This window comes from Mesorhizobium sp. P2_A8 (assembly GCF_056404935.1).
This window is the reverse complement of record NZ_JBFUDB010000006.1, coordinates 369,598-387,297: the sequence shown is the minus strand read 5'-3', so window position 1 is coordinate 387,297 and position 17,700 is coordinate 369,598. Positions and strand designations below refer to the sequence as shown.

Genomic DNA, 17,700 nt, shown 5'->3' with positions numbered 1-17,700 from the left:
CTTATTCCGCCGCCTGCTTGAAGCCGCTCTTGGCCAGCGCCGAGCATTCCGCCATCACGGCCGATGCCCGCGCGATCGGGTTGGTCAGGTAGAAATCCTTGACCGGCGAGGTGAAGGTGCCCTTGTTCAGCCGCCCGCCGAGCTTCGCCACCTTGGCGATGTCTTCGGCATTGCCGGCCGCGACCTGATCGATGCGGGCCAGATGCGGGTATTCGCCATAGAGCTTCGCACGCAGCTGCGGCAGCGAATCGAACGGCAGCTTCTTGCCCAGCACATCCGACAGCGCCCGCAGGATCGCCCAGTCTTCGCGCGCATCGCCGGGCGCGAAGCCGGCGCGATTGGTCTGCTGCACGCGCCCTTCCGTGTTGACATAAGTGGCCGATTTTTCGGTGTAGGCTGCCGCCGGCAGGATGACGTTGGCGCGATGCGCGCCGTGATCGCCATGCGTGCCGATATAGACGACGAATGCGCCGCCGGTCTTGCCCATGTCGATCTCGTCGGCGCCGAGCAGGAACAGCAGCTCCATCTCGCCCAGCATGCCGGCGACGTTCTTGCCGCCCTCGCCCGGCACGAAACCGAGATCGAGGCCGCCGACGCGGCCGGCCGCATTGTGCAGCACGGCAAAGCCGTTCCAGTCCGCCCTAGCGGCATTGACGGCGGCGGCGAGCTTTGCTGCCTGGCCGAGCACGGCCGCGCCATCGGCGCGCGCCAGTGCGCCTTGGCCGACAATGATCAGTGGATGCGTCGCCTTTTTCAGCGTCTGGAAGAACTTGCCGTTGCCGTCGGCCAGATCCTTCAGCGAGTCCGGTCCGACGCCCAGCTGTTCATAGTCGTAGCGCGTGTCGCCGACATCGCCGATGACGCCAACCGGCAGATTGCCGATCCGCCAGCGCTTGCGGATGCGGGCGTTGAGCACCGAGGCTTCATAGCGCGGGTTGGCGCCGATGATCAGCACCGCGTCGGCCTGCTCGATGCCCTCGATGGTCGGATTGAAGATATAGCCCGCCCGGCCGAGCGCCGGATCGAGTGCGGCACCGTCCTGACGGCAGTCGGTGTTCTTCGAGCCGAGCGAAGCCATCAACAGCTTCAGCGCGTAGATTTCCTCGACCGCGGCGAGATCGCCTGAAATGGCGCCGATCTTCTCGGGTGCCGCCTTCGACACAGCGTCCTTGATCGCGGCAAAAGCCTCGGCCCAGCTCGCGGGAACCAGCTTGCCGTCCTTGCGCACATAGGGGCGGTCGAGGCGCTGCGTGCGCAGGCCGTCCCAGATGAAGCGGGTCTTGTCGGAGATCCACTCCTCGTTCACCTGCTCGTTGACGCGCGGCAGGATGCGCATCACTTCGCGGCCGCGGCTATCGACGCGGATCGCCGAGCCCACGGCGTCCATAACGTCGATGGATTCGGTCTTGGTCAGCTCCCACGGCCTCGCCTGGAAGGCGAACGGCTTGGAGGTCAACGCGCCGACCGGGCAAAGGTCGATGACATTGCCCTGCAGCTCCGAGGTCATCGCCTGTTCGAGATAGGTGGTGATCTCGGCGTCTTCGCCACGCCCGATCAGGCCAAGCTCGGAAATGCCGGCGACTTCCGTGGTGAAGCGGACGCACCGCGTGCAATGAATGCAGCGGTTCATCACTGTCTTGACCAGCGGTCCGATATACTTGTCTTCGACCGCGCGCTTGTTCTCGTGATAGCGCGAGGAATCGACGCCGAAGGCCATCGCCTGGTCCTGCAGGTCGCATTCGCCGCCCTGGTCGCAGATCGGGCAATCCAGTGGATGGTTGATCAGCAGGAATTCCATCACGCCCTCGCGGGCTTTCTTGACCATCGGCGTGTTGGTGAAGATTTCCGGCGGCTCGCCGTTCGGGCCGGGACGCAGGTCACGCACGCCCATGGCGCAGGAGGCCTGCGGCTTGGGCGGTCCGCCCTTCACCTCGATCAGGCACATGCGGCAGTTGCCGGCGATCGACAGCCGCTCGTGGAAGCAGAAGCGCGGCACTTCCGCGCCAGCGTCTTCCGCCGCCTGCAGCAGCGTGTAGTGGTCGGGTACAGTGATCTCTTTCCCGTCGACCTTGAGCTTTGCCATTCGCCTCAAACCCCTGCGGATTTCCCGCAATCTCTTGTCCCGGGCGCGGTCGAAACCGCAGCCGGCATTTCATTCATTTCCCGACGGCGAGTGCCGCAGCCTGGGCAGTCCAATCGTCACGGCCGATGCGGCCGGTGAGCGACAAATAGTCTTCGACCCAGGCAACCTCTTCCGGCGTCCATGCCGCGATCTGGGCATATGTCCAGATGCCCAGGCCATTGAGAACCCTCTCCAGCTTCGGGCCGACGCCCGATATCGCCTTGAGGTCGGAAGGATTCGCGGGCTTGTCCATGGCCTTTGGCTGCCTGAAATCCTCCGGCATCACCATGGCCGGAGCCGCGCCCGCTATCGGGCCCGCATCGACCACCGGCACGGTGTCGGCGGCTTCCCTGGCAGCCATGTCGGTCACATCCTGCGCGAAGGATTGCGCTTCGGCGATCAGGGTCTTGGTCGCCGCGCGGGCTTTGGAAGCGTTCTTTTCCGTTTCCGAAAAGCGCTCGCTGCGCGCCTCGAAATCATCGACGATCGGCTGCAGCAGCCGTTGCGAGGCCTCGGTAGCCCCCGAAAGCGCGCCCAGCCAGACGCCGAAGGCGTGGTTGACGAGCCCGATGCCAAGCGCCGACATCGCTGCCGCACCGGCCACGGGGTGCGCGAGAAGGTTGACGGCACTCGCCATCTCCTTCGGCATCATCCTGGTCAGGTCCTGGTTCATCTTCTCGAGCTGGTCCAAATTGGGCATCAATGAGTAGGGTGTCGAATACGGCGCCATAGATATCTCCTGGTCGTTTGTTCGTTCGCCCCGCCCCGGTTGTCTCAAATCGGGCACTTGCCCGTATTTCGCTTCGGGCTTCGCCCGCAGTCACAAAGTCTCTATTCCGCCGCCACCATCACCGGCTCGGCCCGGTGCGCATTGCGCGAAAACTCGTCGATGCGCCGTTCCACCTCGCCGCGGAAATGCCGCATCAGGCCCTGGATCGGCCATGCCGCCGCGTCGCCCAATGCGCAGATCGTGTGGCCCTCGACCTGCTTGGTGACGTCGAGCAGCATGTCGATCTCGCGCTTCTGCGCTTCGCCGCGCACCAGCCGCTCCATCACCCGCCACATCCAGCCGGTGCCTTCGCGGCACGGCGTGCACTGGCCGCAGCTCTCGTGCTTGTAGAAGTAGGAAAGCCGGGCGATCGCCTTCACGACGTCGGTCGACTTGTCCATGACGATGACAGCCGCCGTGCCGAGACCGGATTTGAGGTCGCGCAACGCGTCGAAATCCATCGGCGTGTCGATGATCTGTTCGGCCGGCACCAGTGGCACCGAAGCGCCTCCCGGAATGACCGCCAAGAGATTGTCCCAGCCGCCGCGAATGCCGCCGCAATGCGTCTCGATCAGCTCGCGGAACGGGATCGACATCGCCTCTTCGACCGTGCACGGGTTGTTGACGTGGCCGGATATGCAAAACAGCTTGGTGCCGACATTGTTGGGCCGGCCGAAGGACGAGAACCAGGCGGCGCCGCGGCGCAGGATGGTCGGCGCGACGGCGATCGATTCGACATTGTTGACCGTGGTCGGGCAGCCATAGAGGCCGACATTGGCGGGGAATGGCGGCTTCAGCCGCGGCTGGCCCTTCTTGCCCTCGAGGCTTTCGAGCAGCGCCGTCTCCTCGCCGCAGATATAGGCGCCGGCGCCGTGGTGCATGTAGATGTCGAAGTCATAACCGGACGTGTTGTTCTTGCCGATCAGCTTGGCTTCGTAGGCCTCGTCGATGGCGCGCTGCAGCGCCTCGCGTTCGCGGATGAACTCGCCGCGAACGTAGATGTAGGCGGCAACCGCACCCATGGCGAAGCCGGCGAGCAGTGAGCCCTCGACCAGCGTGTGCGGGTCATTACGCAGGATGTCGCGATCCTTGCAGGTGCCAGGTTCGGATTCGTCGGCATTGACGACGAGATAGCTCGGACGTCCGTCGCTCTGCTTGGGCATGAACGACCATTTCAGGCCCGTCGGGAAGCCGGCGCCACCGCGGCCGCGCAGGCCCGAGGCCTTCATTTCGTTGACGATCCACTCGCGTCCCTTGGCGATGATGCCGGGCGTGTTGTCCCAGGCACCACGCGCCATCGCGCCGGCCAGCGACTTGTCGAAGAGGCCGTAGATGTTGTTGAAGATGCGGTCTTTGTCCTGAAGCATTTTTCGTCCCTCAGACCGGCTTCTTGCCGAAGACGCGGATGTATTCGGCGACGCCACCCTTGGCGAGCGCCTTGGCCTGCTTGACCCAGTCGTCGCGATCGATGCGGCCGTGGAAAGCGAGATAACCGTCCACCCAATCGCGCTCAGCCTTCTTCCAGGACGCAACCTGCGCAAAGGTGAAGATGCCCAGCGAATGCAGGACGCCCTCGATCTTGGGGCCAACGCCGGAGATCAGCTTGAGGTCGTCGACCAGCGCCGGCCTGTCGATGCCGGCCGGACGGTTCTTGTCCTCGAGCGACGGTTTGTCCGGCTTGGCAGCCTTCGCGGCTGGCGCCTTGACTTCCGGCGCCTTGAAGGCGGCTGCCGGCTCTGCCTTGGCCTTCGGACCATTGCGCTGCTTGGAAACTTTTTCGACTTCCGGTGCTGCTGTGTTGGCGTTGGCCGCGGAATGCAACGGCGCCGAGACGCTCGCCGCCTTTTCCGCCGCCGGCGCGACCTTGGTGGCCGAAGGCGTCTTCAACGCCGGGCTGGTTTCCGGCGCATCGGTCTTCGGCTTGCCGGCATTGGACGGCGCGACAGGGGCGGCCGGTGCCTGCGTCGCCGGAGCGACTGGCGCGGTTGCGGCTGCCGCAGCAGCCGGCGCCGCATTCTGGGCGGCCTTGGTCGCCGCCCTGGCTTCCTTGTCGCGCGTGCTCTTGAGAATGGCCTTTTCACTGGTTAGCGTCGTCAGCCCGGTGATCGGCTCCGACCCCGTGCGGCCATCCTGTGGCCCGGGTGTCACCGAGGCGCCCTTGCCGGCCTCAAAGAGGTCGATGATTTCGCCAAGCCGCTCCGGCGTCAAATCCTCGAACGTGTCCTTGAAGATCATCACCATCGGCGCGTTGACGCAGGCGCCGAGGCATTCGACCTCCTCCCACGACAAGGTACCCTTGGCATTGGTGTGGAACTGGTCGTGATGGATCTTCGAGCGGCATACATCCATCAGCGCTTCCGAGCCGCGCAGCATGCAGGGCGTGGTGCCGCAGACCTGGATGTGGGCGCGGGTACCGACCGGGCTCAGCTGGTATTGCGTGTAGAAGGTGGCGACCTCGAGCCCGCGGATACGGGGCATGCCGAGCATGTCGGAAATCGTCTCGATCGCCGCCTTGGTGACCCAGCCCTCCTGCTCCTGAGCTATCATCAGCAAGGGAATGATCGCCGACTGTTCACGGCCCTTGGGGTATTTCTTGATCCATTGCTTCGCCGCGGCCGCGTTCGCCCTGTTGAAGGCGAAGGATGCTGGCTGGACGCTGGCTTCTGCGAGACGGCGAACTGACATTTAGCGATCGACCTCACCAAACACGATGTCGAGGGAGCCGAGAACGGCGGTGACGTCGGCCAGCATGTGGCCGCGGCAGAGGAAATCCATGGCCTGCAGATGCGCGAAACCGGGCGCGCGCAGCTTGCAGCGGTAGGGTTTGTTGGAGCCGTCGGAGACGAGATAGACGCCGAACTCGCCCTTCGGCGCTTCGACCGCCGCATAGACTTCGCCGGCCGGCACACGGTAGCCCTCGGTGTAGAGCTTGAAGTGATGGATCAGCGCTTCCATCGAGCGCTTCATTGCCTGACGCTTCGGCGGCACCACCTTGCCGTCGAGGTTTGACACCGGGCCGGCGCTCTCCTTGCCGAGCAAAAGGTCGACGCACTGGCGCATGATCTTCGCCGACTGGCGCATTTCTTCCATGCGCACCAGATAGCGATCGAAACAGTCGCCGTTCTTGCCGATCGGAATGTCGAAATCCATTTCCGAATAGCATTCATAGGGCTGTGACTTGCGCAGGTCCCAGGGCGCGCCCGAGCCGCGTACCATCACGCCCGAAAAGCCCCAGGCCCAGGCATCGGCCAGCGAGACCGTGCCGATGTCGACATTGCGCTGCTTGAAGATGCGATTGCCGGTGAGCAACTGATCGAGGTCGTCGATCGACTTCAGGAACGGATCGATCCACTTGCCGATATCCTCGACCAGCTTCTGCGGCAGATCCTGATGCACGCCGCCAGGGCGGAAATAGGCCGCGTGCATGCGCGAGCCGGAAGCGCGCTCATAGAACACCATGAGCTTTTCGCGCTCGACGAAGCCCCACAGCGGCGGCGTCAGCGCGCCGACATCCATCGCCTGCGTCGTCACATTGAGGATGTGCGACATGATGCGCCCGATCTCGCAGTAGAGCACGCGGATCAGCTGGCCACGCTTCGGCACATCGATGCCGAGCAGGCGCTCGGCGGCCAGTGCGAAGGCATGCTCCTGGTTCATCGGCGCGCAATAATCGAGCCGGTCGAGATAAGGGATGGCTTGCAGGTAGGTCTTGGCCTCGATCAGCTTTTCCGTGCCGCGGTGCAGCAGGCCGATATGCGGATCGACGCGATCGACAACCTCGCCGTCGAGTTCGAGAACCAACCTCAAAACACCATGCGCTGCAGGGTGTTGAGGCCCAAAGTTGATGTTGAAATTGCGGACGGAGGTCTCAGCCATTCTGGCGCCTCAATTCGTCTTGGCTTTTTCATCGCCCGGCAGGACGTAATCCGTCCCTTCCCATGGCGAGAGAAAATCGAAATTGCGGAATTCCTGCTTGAGCTCGACCGGCTCGTAGATGACACGCTTGGCCTCGTCGTCGTAGCGCACCTCGACGAAGCCGGTCAGCGGGAAATCCTTGCGCAGCGGATGGCCTTCGAAACCGTAATCGGTCAACAGGCGGCGCAGATCCGGGTGGCCGGAGAACAGCACGCCATAGAGATCATAGGTCTCGCGCTCGAACCAGTCGGCACCGGGATAGACGCCGGTGATCGACGGCACCATCGTCTCTTCGTCGGCCTGCACCTTGACGCGGATGCGCACGTTCTGTTTCGGCGACAACAGGTGATAGACGACGTCGAAGCGCTTGGCCCGCGACGGATAGTCGGCACCGCAGACGTCGATGATCGAGATGAACTGGCAGCGCGCATCGTCGCGCAGGAAGGTCATCACTTCGACCAGATCGCGCGGCTCGACATGGACGGTGAGTTCGCCATAGGCGATCGCCGAGTCATTCACGCGGCCGTTCAGCTTCTCGCCGAGATAGGTCGACAGTTCGCTCAGGGATGCGGTCATGACAATCTCGCCAACCAGCCTAGGACCTTGCGCGAGTCTTCCACGTCTTTTTCACCAAACCAACCGCTCTCTTTAACCGCGTCAATGGTCAAAAAAATTTGACATTCATCGTCACCACCCGGTTCGTCAAAAAACAACTTTCCGACAAACTGCCGGGTTTGCAGATTTGCGGGGTCACCATTTAGGGCAACGCACTCGACGAACAACTTTTCGGTGACTGCCCCCCGGCCTGACGACGCAGAGCAAAACCTGGCCGACATTTCAGAAATCAGGTTCTTGGTTCGATCTCCAAGCGAACGCAGCCTCACGTCGCCATGATAAAAGACTATTTGTGGATCGCTCGTCGGCTCGGCCTCCCAATCATTCAACATGATGTCGATACCGACACCGGCATTGCCAAATTTTGAGTCTGCTGAAAGCGTGGAAGAATAAAACCTCGAACCAGAGTCGGTTTCCTCAAATCGCTGCTCTAACGCCTTGAACGTCAAACCCAGCCAAGGCTCAGGGTTGCCGTAGATAATCTTGGCTTCATCCATAGTGATTACCGCTCGATCGTGCCGGTGCGGCGGATCTTCTTCTGTAGGAGAAGAATGCCGTAAAGCAGCGCTTCGGCGCTCGGCGGACAGCCGGGCACATAGATGTCGACCGGCACGACGCGGTCGCAGCCGCGCACCACCGAATAGGAATAGTGGTAGTAGCCGCCGCCATTGGCGCAGGAGCCCATCGAGATGACGTAGCGCGGCTCCGGCATCTGGTCGTAGACCTTGCGCAGCGCAGGCGCCATCTTGTTGGTCAGCGTGCCGGCGACGATCATGATGTCGGACTGGCGCGGAGACGCGCGCGGCGCAACACCGAACCGCTCCGAGTCGTAGCGCGGCATCGAGGTGTGGATCATCTCGACCGCGCAGCAGGCGAGACCGAACGTCATGAACATCAACGAACCGCTGCGCGCCCAGGTGATCAGCGCTTCCGTCGAGGTGACGAGAAAGCCCTTGTCCGCCAGTTCGTTGTTGATCTCGAGGAAGAAAGGATCATCCGCCCCGACCGGCCTGCCGGTGTTGGGATCGATCAGGCCCTTGGGCTTCGGCGCGACGAGCGTTCCGGAACTGTCGTTCAATCCCATTCCAGCGCTCCTTTTTTCCATTCATAGGCAAAGCCGATGGTCAGCACCGCCAAGAAGACCATCATCGACCAGAAGCCGAGCATGCCGATCTTCGAGAACGATACAGCCCACGGAAACAGGAAGGCCACTTCCAGATCGAAGATGATGAACAGGATCGACACCAGGTAGAAACGGATGTCGAACTTCATGCGGGCGTCGTCGAACGAGTTGAAACCGCACTCGTAGGCGGAAAGCTTTTCCGGGTCGGGGTTGCGGTAGGCCACCAGGAACGGCGCCACAAGCAACGCCAGGCCGACGACCAGCGCCACGCCGATGAACAGGACGATGGGCAGATACGAACTCAAAAGTGCGGTCATGCAGCAGCTTTCCGTTGGCGGCCAATCCACTCTGATTACAGCAACGAACCCTAATGCGGAAGCGTGACAGTTTAACCGCTGAACCGTTTTAAGTGCCTATGCTGCAACGCGGCGAGGGTTAGCGCAGCGCTTTCGGCGAAGCAAGTCAAACCTTGTTCAAAAGACGGTGCTGGACGGCACATCGGGAGAAACTGGTCCGTTCCGCTCCTGTTTGATTTCCTTCACTTTTTACTCCACTTTTCTCTCCTGACATGGATCCCGCCAAAACCCTGCTAGCATGACGCGGAATCACTGGCTCCTTTTGCTCGAAAATCATCAGAGTCCCGTCTCCCATGAAGGAAAAAATCTCGCTCGCCATGGCTCGCCGCATCGCGCTAGCGGCTCAGGGGTTCAATGACACCCGCCCCACCGGCACGCCTGACCGCCGTCACTTCGCCCGCGTGCTCGCCCGCACCGGCCTCTTGCAGATCGATTCCGTCAGCGCCGTGGTGCGGGCTCACTATATGCCGCTCTATTCGCGCCTCGGCCCCTACCCGCTCGCTTTGCTCGACAACGCCGCCGTGACGCGCAAGCGCACGGTGTTCGAATACTGGGCCCACGAAGCCTCTTATCTCCCGGTCGAGACATACCCGCTGATGCGCTGGCGCATGCAGCGGGCCGAGCGCGGCGACGAGATGTATGGCGGGCTGGCCAAGTGGGGCCGTGAACACGCCGCCTATGTCGAAGAGATCTATCGCCACGTCGTCGACCAGGGTCCGATCGCCGCCTCGGCGCTGGAAGGCCAGAAAGGCTCGGGCGGCTGGTGGGGCTGGAGCCATGCCAAGCATGCCTTCGAATGGCTGTTCTGGGCCGGCCGCATCACCACCGCGCACCGCCGCGGTTTCGAACGGTTTTACGATCTGCCGGAGCGCGTGCTGCCGCAGGCGATTCTGGCTCTGCCCACACCTGCCCCAGAAGATGCGCATCGTGAATTGCTGCGCATCTCAGCCCGCGCCCATGGCATCGCGACATCAGGCGATCTGCGGGACTATTTCCGCCTTTCTCCAGCCGATATGAAGGGCCGCCTCGAGGAACTGGTCGAGACCGGCGAACTTTTGCCCATGCGCGTCGAAGGTTGGGACAAGCCGGCTTACCTCCATAAGGACGCCCGTTTGCCACGCCGGATCGAGGCTCGTGCCTTGCTGGCGCCCTTCGACCCGGTCGTCTTCGAGCGGACGCGCACCGAAAACCTGTTCAATTTCCGCTACCGCATCGAGATCTACACCCCCGCCGAAAAGCGACAATACGGCTATTACGTGCTGCCGTTCCTGCTCGGCGACCGCATCGTGGCGCGCGTCGATCTCAAGGCCGACCGTCCCGCCAGTGTCCTGCGCGTCCATGCCGCCTATGCCGAACCCGGCGCGCCGCCAGAAACCGCCGCCGAGCTCTTCGAGGAACTGAAGCAGATGCAGGGGTGGCTCGGCCTGGAGCGCATCGAAGTGACGCCGGCCGGCGATTTGGGCCTGGCGCTGCTGAATCAGTCAACAACAAAGGGCGCTCTTGACATCAGCCGTCGGCCGCAGACGTTTGAGTAGATTTGTCGGTCGAGGTTTGGCAATGGCATCGCAAGAGGTTCTCGACCTGATTCACGAAGCGTTGATTGCGCATGGTATCAGCGCCATCCGCGGGCAGCACGATGTCAGGCTTGAACTGGAGGACCTGCGCTTTGAGGCCGAGATTTTCGACAGGGAGCAAGGAGACACGTCTCACAGGCTTGTCCTCGAAATCTACGTCTTCTCGCCGTTGCTGGACACTCAGCAAGTCATCGAATCATTCGTTGGAATGGGCGACACACGACAACAAGCGATAGGCCAGGCGTTCGGAAAGTTCCTGATCGGTGTATTTCACGTTCTGATCGAGGGCCTTGCGGGCCATGTTTGCGAGAACATGCAAGCCGAAATCGAGTTCTGGCAGCGCAATGATGCCAGTTGGAAGGTGTACGGCGGACCTGTCATCAACCAGGCTGCGGTGGAATGTACGCTTAACCGGACATATCCGGCATTCTATGCCCAGCTGGAAAAACTGTTCACGGCTAGTGTTCCTCCCGGCAGTCATTTCGTCCGGATTTTCGTGGCGAGCTACGGCGGAGAACTTATGGGCAAGGAAGTTCTCCTGGACAATGAAACATGGCTGGAAGGCCAGGAGCTTCTCGTTGCTCAGGATTGGCACCACGGCGATGGATACCAGGCACTGCGCCAGGTCATCCTTGCGTTACCGGAAGACAGACCGGTTACGCTGAGCCGTTGGGCGCAGCTGGGTAAGAAAATCCTGCGGCTCTGAGCACAGCGGTTGGCGATCTCGCCCTCCCGCGTTGACACGCCTGCATACACAAGCCTAAATCCGGTCCAGACGGTCTCCTCTCTTCAAAGGGAGGAGCCAAGAGGGAATGCGGTGCGGGATGAAAAATCTCAAATCCGCGGCTGTCCCCGCAACTGTAAGCGAAGAGCCTGGGCCGAAAACCACTGGGATAACCCCGGGAAGGCGGCACCCAAGGCGATGACCCGCGAGCCAGGAGACCTGCCGTCTAGGACACAAAGTATCCGATCGCCTGGCGGGTTTTCCGGGCAAGGAGCCTGATTTGGAACGCGACAGCAGTTTTTCGGCTGAGACAGCGGATATTTTGTCCGGCAACGATGATGCCTTGACCGGCGTCACCGTCATCGTCTGCGCCTCCTGCCGTGACGAGACCGGCTCCGACGCCCACCCCCGCGCCGGCGAACTGCTGGCTGAGGACACGCGCCGCGCCGCATCGGACGAAAACATCCGCATCCGAACAGTCGAATGTCTCGGCAATTGCAAGCGCCGCCTTAGTGCCGCCATCCTGCGCGATGGCTGCTGGAGCTATGTCTTCGGCGACCTGACCGCGACCAGCGGCGCCGACCTCGTCTCTGGCGCAAAACTCTTCGCCACCTCGACCGACGGCCTCATTCCCTGGCGTGGCCGCCCCGATAGCCTGAAGCGTGGCCTCGTCGCCCGCATCCCTCCCCTCGACCTGTTGAAGGACTGATCATGACCGCTTCCGTCTCCCGCGTTCCCTGCACCGTCGTCACCGGCTTCCTCGGCGCCGGCAAGACGACGCTGATCCGCCATCTCCTGGAAAACGCCGGCGGCAAGCGGATCGCCATCATCGTCAATGAGTTCGGCGACATCGGCATCGACGGCGAGATCCTGAAGGGCTGCGGCATCGACACATGCCCCGAGGAAAACATCGTCGAACTGGCCAATGGCTGCATCTGCTGCACCGTTGCCGACGATTTCGTGCCGGCGCTCGACCAGATCCTGTCGCTGACGCCGAAGGTCGACCACATCCTGATCGAGACCTCCGGCCTCGCTCTGCCCAAACCGCTGGTCCAGGCTTTCCAGTGGCCGACGGTGAAGAGCCGCGTGACGGTCGATGGCGTCATCGCCGTCGTCGATGGACCGGCGCTGGCCGAAGGCCGTGTCGCCAACGACATGGACGCACTTCAGGCGCAGCGCGCGCAGGACACGACACTCGATCACGACGATCCGGTCGAGGAAGTGTTCGAGGATCAGATCGCTTGTGCCGACCTGATCATCCTGTCGAAGAGCGACCTGATGGATGCCGCCGGCTCGGCCCGCGCCAACGCCATCATCAACGAGCACATCGCTCGCGCCGTGAAGATCGTGCCGACGTCGCAGGGCAAGGTCGATCCGTCGGTGTTGCTCGGCCTTGGCCTTGCCGTCGAGGATGACATCGAAAACCGTAAGACCCATCACGACGACGAGCTCGACCACGAGCATGACGACTTCGACAGTTTTATTGTCGACATAGCCTCGATCGCCAACCCAGATGAGCTGGCAAAACGCGTCGCTACCGCCGCCGAGGAAGAAAACGTGCTGCGCGTGAAAGGCTTTGTCGAGGTCGGCGGCAAGCCGATGCGGCTCTTGCTGCAGGCTGTCGGACCGCGCGTCAATCATTACTACGACCGCGCCTGGACGGCGCAGGACGACCGCCGCTCGCGCCTCGTCGTCATCGGCCTGAAGGGGCTGAACCGCCCGGCGATCGAGCGTATACTCGCCGGCTGACGCACACCACGGACCGCGATGCACATCCTCACCACGACCTCCGCCTCGCTCGACGACCTCGCCGAGCCGGTCGATCTGCGGCAGACGCCGGCGGATATCGTGGCCCTGTCCTTCACCGACAGCGATCTCGCCGGGCTGGCGGCAGCATGGAAGACCGATGCCGACCGCTTGCCCTCGATGCGGCTGGCTGCCTTGCGCGACCTGCGCCATCCCATGTCCGTCGATCTCTGGATCGACAGCGTCGCCCGCCACGCCAAAATCATCCTCGTGCGCATCCTCGGCGGCTACGACTGGTGGCGCTACGGCTGCGACCAGCTTGCCTCGACCGCCCGCGCACGCGGCATAAAACTGGCGCTGCTGCCCGGCGAATGCCGCGACGAGGATCTGCGCCTGATCGAAGCCTCGACGCTGTCGCGTGAGGAATTGGACGGCCTGCTCGACTATTTCCGCGAGGGCGGCCCGGCCAATATGAGCGCACTGGTGCAGAAGCTGGCGCGGTTGGCTGGCGCCAAGAGCACCGTCACAGCACCGGTGGCTGTACCGAAGGCGGGATTTTATGAGCCGGGGCGCGGTGTCGTTGATGACCTGGATGTCGTCCGGATGTCCAGGAACGGTAGCGATCCTTCCCACGTCTACGCCCCCGTCACCCCCATCCTGTTCTACCGCTCGATGCTGCTCGCCGCCGATGTCGCGCCCATCGACGCCCTTTTTGAAGCGCTCAGGCAGCGCGGCATCAACCCGGTCCCCATCTTCGTCTCCAGCCTCAAGGACCCGGCATCCCTGACGTTCGTGGAAACCGCACTGACCACGCTCAAACCTGCCGCCATCATCACCGCGACCGCCTTCGCGTCCGGCGCCGAACCCGGTGTTGAGACCCTGTTCGACCGCGCCGGCGTGCCTGTCTTCCAGGTCATCGTCGCCACCACCCGCCACGATATCTGGGAAAACAACCAGCGCGGGCTGGCGCCCGCCGACCTCGCCATGCATGTCGTGCTGCCGGAGCTCGACGGCCGCATCCTGGCCGGCGCGATTTCCTTCAAGGGCGAGACCGAGGTCGATCCCGCACTTGGTCACCGCGCCTTCGCCAACCGGCCGGAGCCCGACCGCGTCGCGCAAGTCGCGGACCGCGTCGCGACCTTCATCAAGCTGCAGGAAACGCCCCGCGCCGAGCGCAAGCTGGCGATCCTGATCCCGGATTATCCCAGTGCGCCCGGCCGCACAGGCTATGCCGTCGGCCTCGACGTGCCGTCCAGCGTGCTGGCCATGCTGCACGACCTCAAGGAACAGGGGTATGCGGTTGACGGGATTCCGCAAACGCCTCGTGAGCTGCTGGATTTGCTGGAAAGTTCAAACCACGTGCTGAAGCTTGGCGACTATCTCTCCTTTTCGACCGAACTGCCAAGGGCTGCAATGGCTGCGGTAGAAGCGGCTTGGGGGAAGGCGGAAGACGAAACCGGATTGCGCGAGGCACCCAGCTCCGCAAAATTCCCCTTCCGCGCCGCCACCTTCGGCAACGTCACCGTGGCGCTCGCCCCCGATCGCGGCCGCTCGGCGGACCGTCGCGCCGACTATCACGACCCGACACTACCGCCGCGCCATGCCCTGATCGCCTTCGGCCTGTGGGTGCGCAAGTCACTCGGCGTCCACGCTCTCATCCATGTCGGCGCCCATGGCACGCTGGAATGGCTGCCCGGCAAGACGGTTGCGCTCTCGGAAAACTGCTTTCCCGAGATCGTCACCGGTCCCCTGCCCGTCATCTATCCCTTCATCGTCTCTAATCCCGGCGAGGCGGCACAAGCCAAACGGCGCATCGCCGCCGTGACTCTTGGCCATTTGCCGCCGCCATTGGCCGGCGCCGGTCTGGACGAGGACCAGCACAGGCTCGAGCGGCTGGTCGACGAATACGCCCAGGCCGACGGGCTCGACCACCGCCGCCGCGATCGTCTGGCCAAGCTGATCGTCGACACCGCGCAGAAAACCGGCCTCGCCTCTGAAGCCGGCGTCGCCAGGACCGACGCGCCCGACGAAGCGCTGCGCCGCATCGACGCCTGGCTCTGCGACCTCAAGGATTTCGCCATCAAGGACGGGCTGCACATCTATGGCCGCGCGCCCGTGGACGAGCCTGACGCCATGCGCCGTCAAAGCGCGGACGCAGAGAAGACGGCTCTGCTCGCGGTACTGGATGGCCGTCACGTCAAGGCCGGCCCGGCCGGCGCGCCGGCACGTGGCCGTTCCGATGTTCTGCCCACCGGCCGCAACCTGTTCACGTCGGATCCGCGCACCATGCCGACGCCGACGGCCTATGATCTCGGCAGGGCTGCAGCGGAAGAAGTCGTGCGCGGCTACATGCAGTCGCATGGCGACTGGCCGCGTTCGCTGGTTATCGATCTCTGGGGGTCGGCTTCGCTGCGCACCGGCGGCGAAGAAATCGCGCAGGGCCTGGCGCTGATGGGCTGCCGGCCGCAATGGGATACCTCGACCGGCCGCATCACCGGCATAGAAGTGATGCCGCCTGCCGCGCTCGGACGGCCACGCGTCGATGTTACCTGGCGCATATCGGGCCTGTTCCGCGACATGTTCCCGACCCAGATCGCACTGATCGATGCCGCCGCCAACGCGGTTGCCACCCGCGACGAGGAGGATTCGGAAAACCCGCTCGCAGCTCGGAGCCGCGCGGATGGCAAGATCAGCCCACGCATCTTCGGCACCTCTCCCGGCACCTACGGCGCCGGCGTTGAAGATTTGCTGTCGAGCGGTGATTGGGCGGCGCGCGAGGAGATCGGCCGCGCCTATCTCGACGCCACCTCGCATGCCTATGGCGGCGTCGAGGGCGAAGGTGTCTCCGCGCCCGGCGCCTTCGAGGGCCGCATCGCCGAAGCCGATCTTCTCGTCCACACCGGTGACGACCCCGGCCGCGACATTCTCGAAGGGTCCGCCGACGTCGCCTTCATCGGCGGCTTTTCAGCCGCGCTTGCGGCGCTCGGTCGGAACGCCGATGTCATCGTGCTCGACACCACAGATCCGCAGAAACCAAAGCCGCGTTCGATCGGTGAGGCGGTAGCCCGCGTCGTGCGTGCCCGCGCCGTCAATGCCCGCTTCATATCAGGCCAGATGCGCCACGGCCCGCGTGGCGCCTCCGAATTCGCCGAAACGGTCGACCGGCTGGTCGGCTTCGCCGAGACCACCCACGCCATATCGGGCACGCTGATCGAGGCGGTACATGATGCCTATCTCGGCGATCCCCTGGTGCGCGCCTTCATCTTGCGCGAGAACCCTGCCGCCGCCAAAGTCATTGCCGAGCGCTTCCTGTCGGCGCGCCTGCGTGGGCTCTGGCATCCCCTGCGCAATTCAATCGACGACGATCTCGCCGCACTGATTGCCGAGGCAGAAGCGCTTGGGGTTGCGGCATGAACGCCTTCTCGCGTCGCGGTGCCTGCCCCGCTCTGGCAGCCCCCATGCAGACCGGAGACGGCCTGCTGGTGCGGCTCAACCCGGTGGCTGGAGGATTGTCGCCGAAACTTTTGATCGCACTCGCCGAATCCGCCTTGCGGTACGGCAATGGCATCATGGAAGTCACAGCGCGCGGCAGTTTGCAGATACGCGGCCTGACGCCCGAAAGCGCGGCTCTTCTGGCGACGGAGGTTGATGCGCTGGGCATCGCCGTGCGCACCGGCGTGCCGGTCGAGACCGGACCGCTGGCCGGCATCGATCCGCAAGAGATTGCCGATCCCCGGCCGCTGGCCGAGCGGATCAGGGCAGCGGTTGAAGAGACTGGACTGACGCAACGGCTGGGGCCGAAGGTTTCGGTCATTGTCGACGGCGGTGGACAACTTGGACTGGATTCGGTGACGGCCGATGTGCGGCTTGTTGCAACGCGCACCGATACGGGAAATCGGTGGCGCGTGTCCGTCGCGGGTGATGGGCAGAATGCAAGGCCACTCGCCACGGCGGACGACGATGCGGCGCGCGATGTTGCTGTTGCCGTGCTCAGGATGGTTGCCGAAAAAGGCCGTGACGCTCATGCAAGGGATTTGTCGGAGAGGCAGCTGACATCTCTCGCCGGTTGGCATTCCTTCGCGCCCCCCTCTGTCGTTGCCGGAGGGACAGAGCGGGGCGCGAAGGATCGCCGACCCATCGGTCTTTTCCCTTTGACCCGCGACGCCATCGCCGTCGGCATCGGCCTGCCCTATGGCAGCATGCCTGCGGACAAGATCATCGGCCTCGCCCAGAGCGCCCTCGCCCTCGGCACAACCGAAATCCGCCTCACGCCGGGCCGTGCCTTGCTTTTCCTCGGCCAGCCGGCGACCGCCAACCGGCCCCTTCAAGACGCCGCAGCCACCCTTGGCTTCGTCACCGATCCAGCCGATCCTCGCACGCGTATCGCAGCTTGCCCCGGCACGCCGGCTTGCGCTTCCGGCCGGATCGCCACGCGCGACATTGCCGAGACGATTGCCGCTGAAAATGCCGACATCCTCGACTTCACGCTGCACGTTTCCGGCTGCGCCAAAGGCTGTGCCCATCCGGGCAAAGCAGCGCTTACCCTGGTCGGCGGCGAAAACGGAGCCGGACTTGTCGTGAACGCGACGGCAAAGGGCCTTCCTGCCGGCTACAGGCCGGGCTATGACGCCGCGCGCGGCATCAGCCGCGTCGCGGCAGTGATCCGCAGCGCACGACTTCCCGGCGAAACCGCCGCAGCTTGCCTGACAAGGCTTGGCGCGGCCGGCATCGCCGAAGCTTACCGACAGGAATGAGC

At 63.6% G+C, this 17,700-nt stretch carries 15 protein-coding genes and 1 riboswitch; of the genes, 6 read left to right on the top strand and 9 right to left on the bottom strand.

Annotated elements, in window-relative coordinates; genetic code table 11:
• Position 1: 1 nt before the first annotated feature.
• The 9 genes from nuoG to AC1D10_RS19955 all read right to left on the bottom strand — a co-directional run bounded on the left by nuoG (position 2) and on the right by AC1D10_RS19955 (position 8,861).
• On the bottom strand, positions 2 to 2,083 hold the full coding sequence (gene nuoG / locus AC1D10_RS19995) for an NADH-quinone oxidoreductase subunit NuoG (RefSeq protein WP_477274846.1): 2,082 nt from the start codon (positions 2,081 to 2,083) through the stop codon (positions 2 to 4).
• A gap of 73 nt (positions 2,084 to 2,156) precedes the next feature.
• Positions 2,157 to 2,852, bottom strand: coding sequence for an NADH-ubiquinone dehydrogenase (locus tag AC1D10_RS19990; RefSeq protein ID WP_477274844.1), 696 nt, complete (start codon positions 2,850 to 2,852; stop codon positions 2,157 to 2,159).
• Between the two features lie 101 nt (positions 2,853 to 2,953).
• Entirely contained in the window at positions 2,954 to 4,258 is a 1,305-nt protein-coding gene (gene nuoF, locus AC1D10_RS19985; protein ID WP_477274842.1) for an NADH-quinone oxidoreductase subunit NuoF, read from the bottom strand.
• 10 nt (positions 4,259 to 4,268) lie between these two features.
• Entirely contained in the window at positions 4,269 to 5,576 is a 1,308-nt protein-coding gene (locus AC1D10_RS19980; RefSeq protein ID WP_477274840.1) for an NADH-quinone oxidoreductase subunit E, read from the bottom strand.
• Positions 5,577 to 6,767, bottom strand: coding sequence for an NADH-quinone oxidoreductase subunit D (locus AC1D10_RS19975; RefSeq protein ID WP_477274838.1), 1,191 nt, complete (start codon positions 6,765 to 6,767; stop codon positions 5,577 to 5,579).
• A 9-nt stretch (positions 6,768 to 6,776) separates the two neighbouring features.
• Complete coding sequence (locus tag AC1D10_RS19970; RefSeq protein ID WP_477274836.1) at positions 6,777 to 7,382, bottom strand: NADH-quinone oxidoreductase subunit C; 606 nt, start codon at positions 7,380 to 7,382, stop codon at positions 6,777 to 6,779.
• Positions 7,379 to 7,918: a hypothetical protein gene (locus tag AC1D10_RS19965; RefSeq protein WP_477274834.1), complete on the bottom strand. Its 540-nt coding sequence runs from the start codon at positions 7,916 to 7,918 to the stop codon at positions 7,379 to 7,381. The genes AC1D10_RS19970 and AC1D10_RS19965 overlap by 4 nt, the downstream gene beginning before the upstream one ends.
• 5 nt (positions 7,919 to 7,923) lie before the next feature.
• Positions 7,924 to 8,505 (bottom strand): NuoB/complex I 20 kDa subunit family protein, encoded by a 582-nt coding sequence (locus AC1D10_RS19960; RefSeq protein ID WP_379096282.1) that lies wholly within the window; start codon positions 8,503 to 8,505, stop codon positions 7,924 to 7,926.
• Entirely contained in the window at positions 8,496 to 8,861 is a 366-nt protein-coding gene (locus tag AC1D10_RS19955; RefSeq protein ID WP_477274832.1) for an NADH-quinone oxidoreductase subunit A, read from the bottom strand. The genes AC1D10_RS19960 and AC1D10_RS19955 overlap by 10 nt, the downstream gene beginning before the upstream one ends.
• A 332-nt stretch (positions 8,862 to 9,193) precedes the next feature.
• Between AC1D10_RS19955 and AC1D10_RS19950 the strand changes: the two genes are divergently transcribed.
• From AC1D10_RS19950 to cobG, 6 genes are all read left to right on the top strand, one after another.
• Positions 9,194 to 10,435, top strand: a complete 1,242-nt coding sequence (locus AC1D10_RS19950) for a winged helix-turn-helix domain-containing protein (RefSeq protein ID WP_477274830.1) — start codon at positions 9,194 to 9,196, stop codon at positions 10,433 to 10,435.
• Between the two features lie 22 nt (positions 10,436 to 10,457).
• A complete protein-coding gene (locus AC1D10_RS19945; RefSeq protein WP_477274828.1) occupies positions 10,458 to 11,180 on the top strand; it encodes a DUF6348 family protein in 723 nt (240 codons plus the stop codon).
• A gap of 53 nt (positions 11,181 to 11,233) precedes the next feature.
• Positions 11,234 to 11,439: riboswitch (cobalamin riboswitch) on the top strand.
• A gap of 39 nt (positions 11,440 to 11,478) precedes the next feature.
• The gene (locus AC1D10_RS19940; protein ID WP_477274826.1) at positions 11,479 to 11,907 is read left to right on the top strand and encodes a DUF1636 family protein; all 429 of its coding nucleotides are present in this window, start codon (positions 11,479 to 11,481) and stop codon (positions 11,905 to 11,907) included.
• Between the two features lie 2 nt (positions 11,908 to 11,909).
• A complete protein-coding gene (gene cobW / locus AC1D10_RS19935; RefSeq protein WP_477274824.1) occupies positions 11,910 to 12,947 on the top strand; it encodes a cobalamin biosynthesis protein CobW in 1,038 nt (345 codons plus the stop codon).
• Between the two features lie 18 nt (positions 12,948 to 12,965).
• Complete coding sequence (gene cobN, locus AC1D10_RS19930) at positions 12,966 to 16,358, top strand: cobaltochelatase subunit CobN (RefSeq protein ID WP_477274822.1); 3,393 nt, start codon at positions 12,966 to 12,968, stop codon at positions 16,356 to 16,358.
• Positions 16,355 to 17,698, top strand: coding sequence for a precorrin-3B synthase (gene cobG, locus AC1D10_RS19925; RefSeq protein WP_477274820.1), 1,344 nt, complete (start codon positions 16,355 to 16,357; stop codon positions 17,696 to 17,698). Before cobN ends, cobG begins: the two co-directional genes overlap by 4 nt.
• Positions 17,699 to 17,700 lie beyond the last annotated feature (2 nt).

Bases quoted from the DNA above. Each gene is read 5' to 3' on its own strand.
- nuoG (WP_477274846.1), bottom strand. From the start codon at position 2,083: ATGGCAAAGCTCAAGGTCGACGGGAAAGAGATCACTGTACCCGACCAC.
- AC1D10_RS19990 (WP_477274844.1), bottom strand. From the start codon at position 2,852: ATGGCGCCGTATTCGACACCCTACTCATTGATGCCCAATTTGGACCAG.
- nuoF (WP_477274842.1), bottom strand. From the start codon at position 4,258: ATGCTTCAGGACAAAGACCGCATCTTCAACAACATCTACGGCCTCTTC.
- AC1D10_RS19980 (WP_477274840.1), bottom strand. From the start codon at position 5,576: ATGTCAGTTCGCCGTCTCGCAGAAGCCAGCGTCCAGCCAGCATCCTTC.
- AC1D10_RS19975 (WP_477274838.1), bottom strand. From the start codon at position 6,767: ATGGCTGAGACCTCCGTCCGCAATTTCAACATCAACTTTGGGCCTCAA.
- AC1D10_RS19970 (WP_477274836.1), bottom strand. From the start codon at position 7,382: ATGACCGCATCCCTGAGCGAACTGTCGACCTATCTCGGCGAGAAGCTG.
- AC1D10_RS19965 (WP_477274834.1), bottom strand. From the start codon at position 7,918: ATGGATGAAGCCAAGATTATCTACGGCAACCCTGAGCCTTGGCTGGGT.
- AC1D10_RS19960 (WP_379096282.1), bottom strand. From the start codon at position 8,505: ATGGGATTGAACGACAGTTCCGGAACGCTCGTCGCGCCGAAGCCCAAG.
- AC1D10_RS19955 (WP_477274832.1), bottom strand. From the start codon at position 8,861: ATGACCGCACTTTTGAGTTCGTATCTGCCCATCGTCCTGTTCATCGGC.
- AC1D10_RS19950 (WP_477274830.1), top strand. From the start codon at position 9,194: ATGAAGGAAAAAATCTCGCTCGCCATGGCTCGCCGCATCGCGCTAGCG.
- AC1D10_RS19945 (WP_477274828.1), top strand. From the start codon at position 10,458: ATGGCATCGCAAGAGGTTCTCGACCTGATTCACGAAGCGTTGATTGCG.
- cobW (WP_477274824.1), top strand. From the start codon at position 11,910: ATGACCGCTTCCGTCTCCCGCGTTCCCTGCACCGTCGTCACCGGCTTC.
- cobN (WP_477274822.1), top strand. From the start codon at position 12,966: ATGCACATCCTCACCACGACCTCCGCCTCGCTCGACGACCTCGCCGAG.
- cobG (WP_477274820.1), top strand. From the start codon at position 16,355: ATGAACGCCTTCTCGCGTCGCGGTGCCTGCCCCGCTCTGGCAGCCCCC.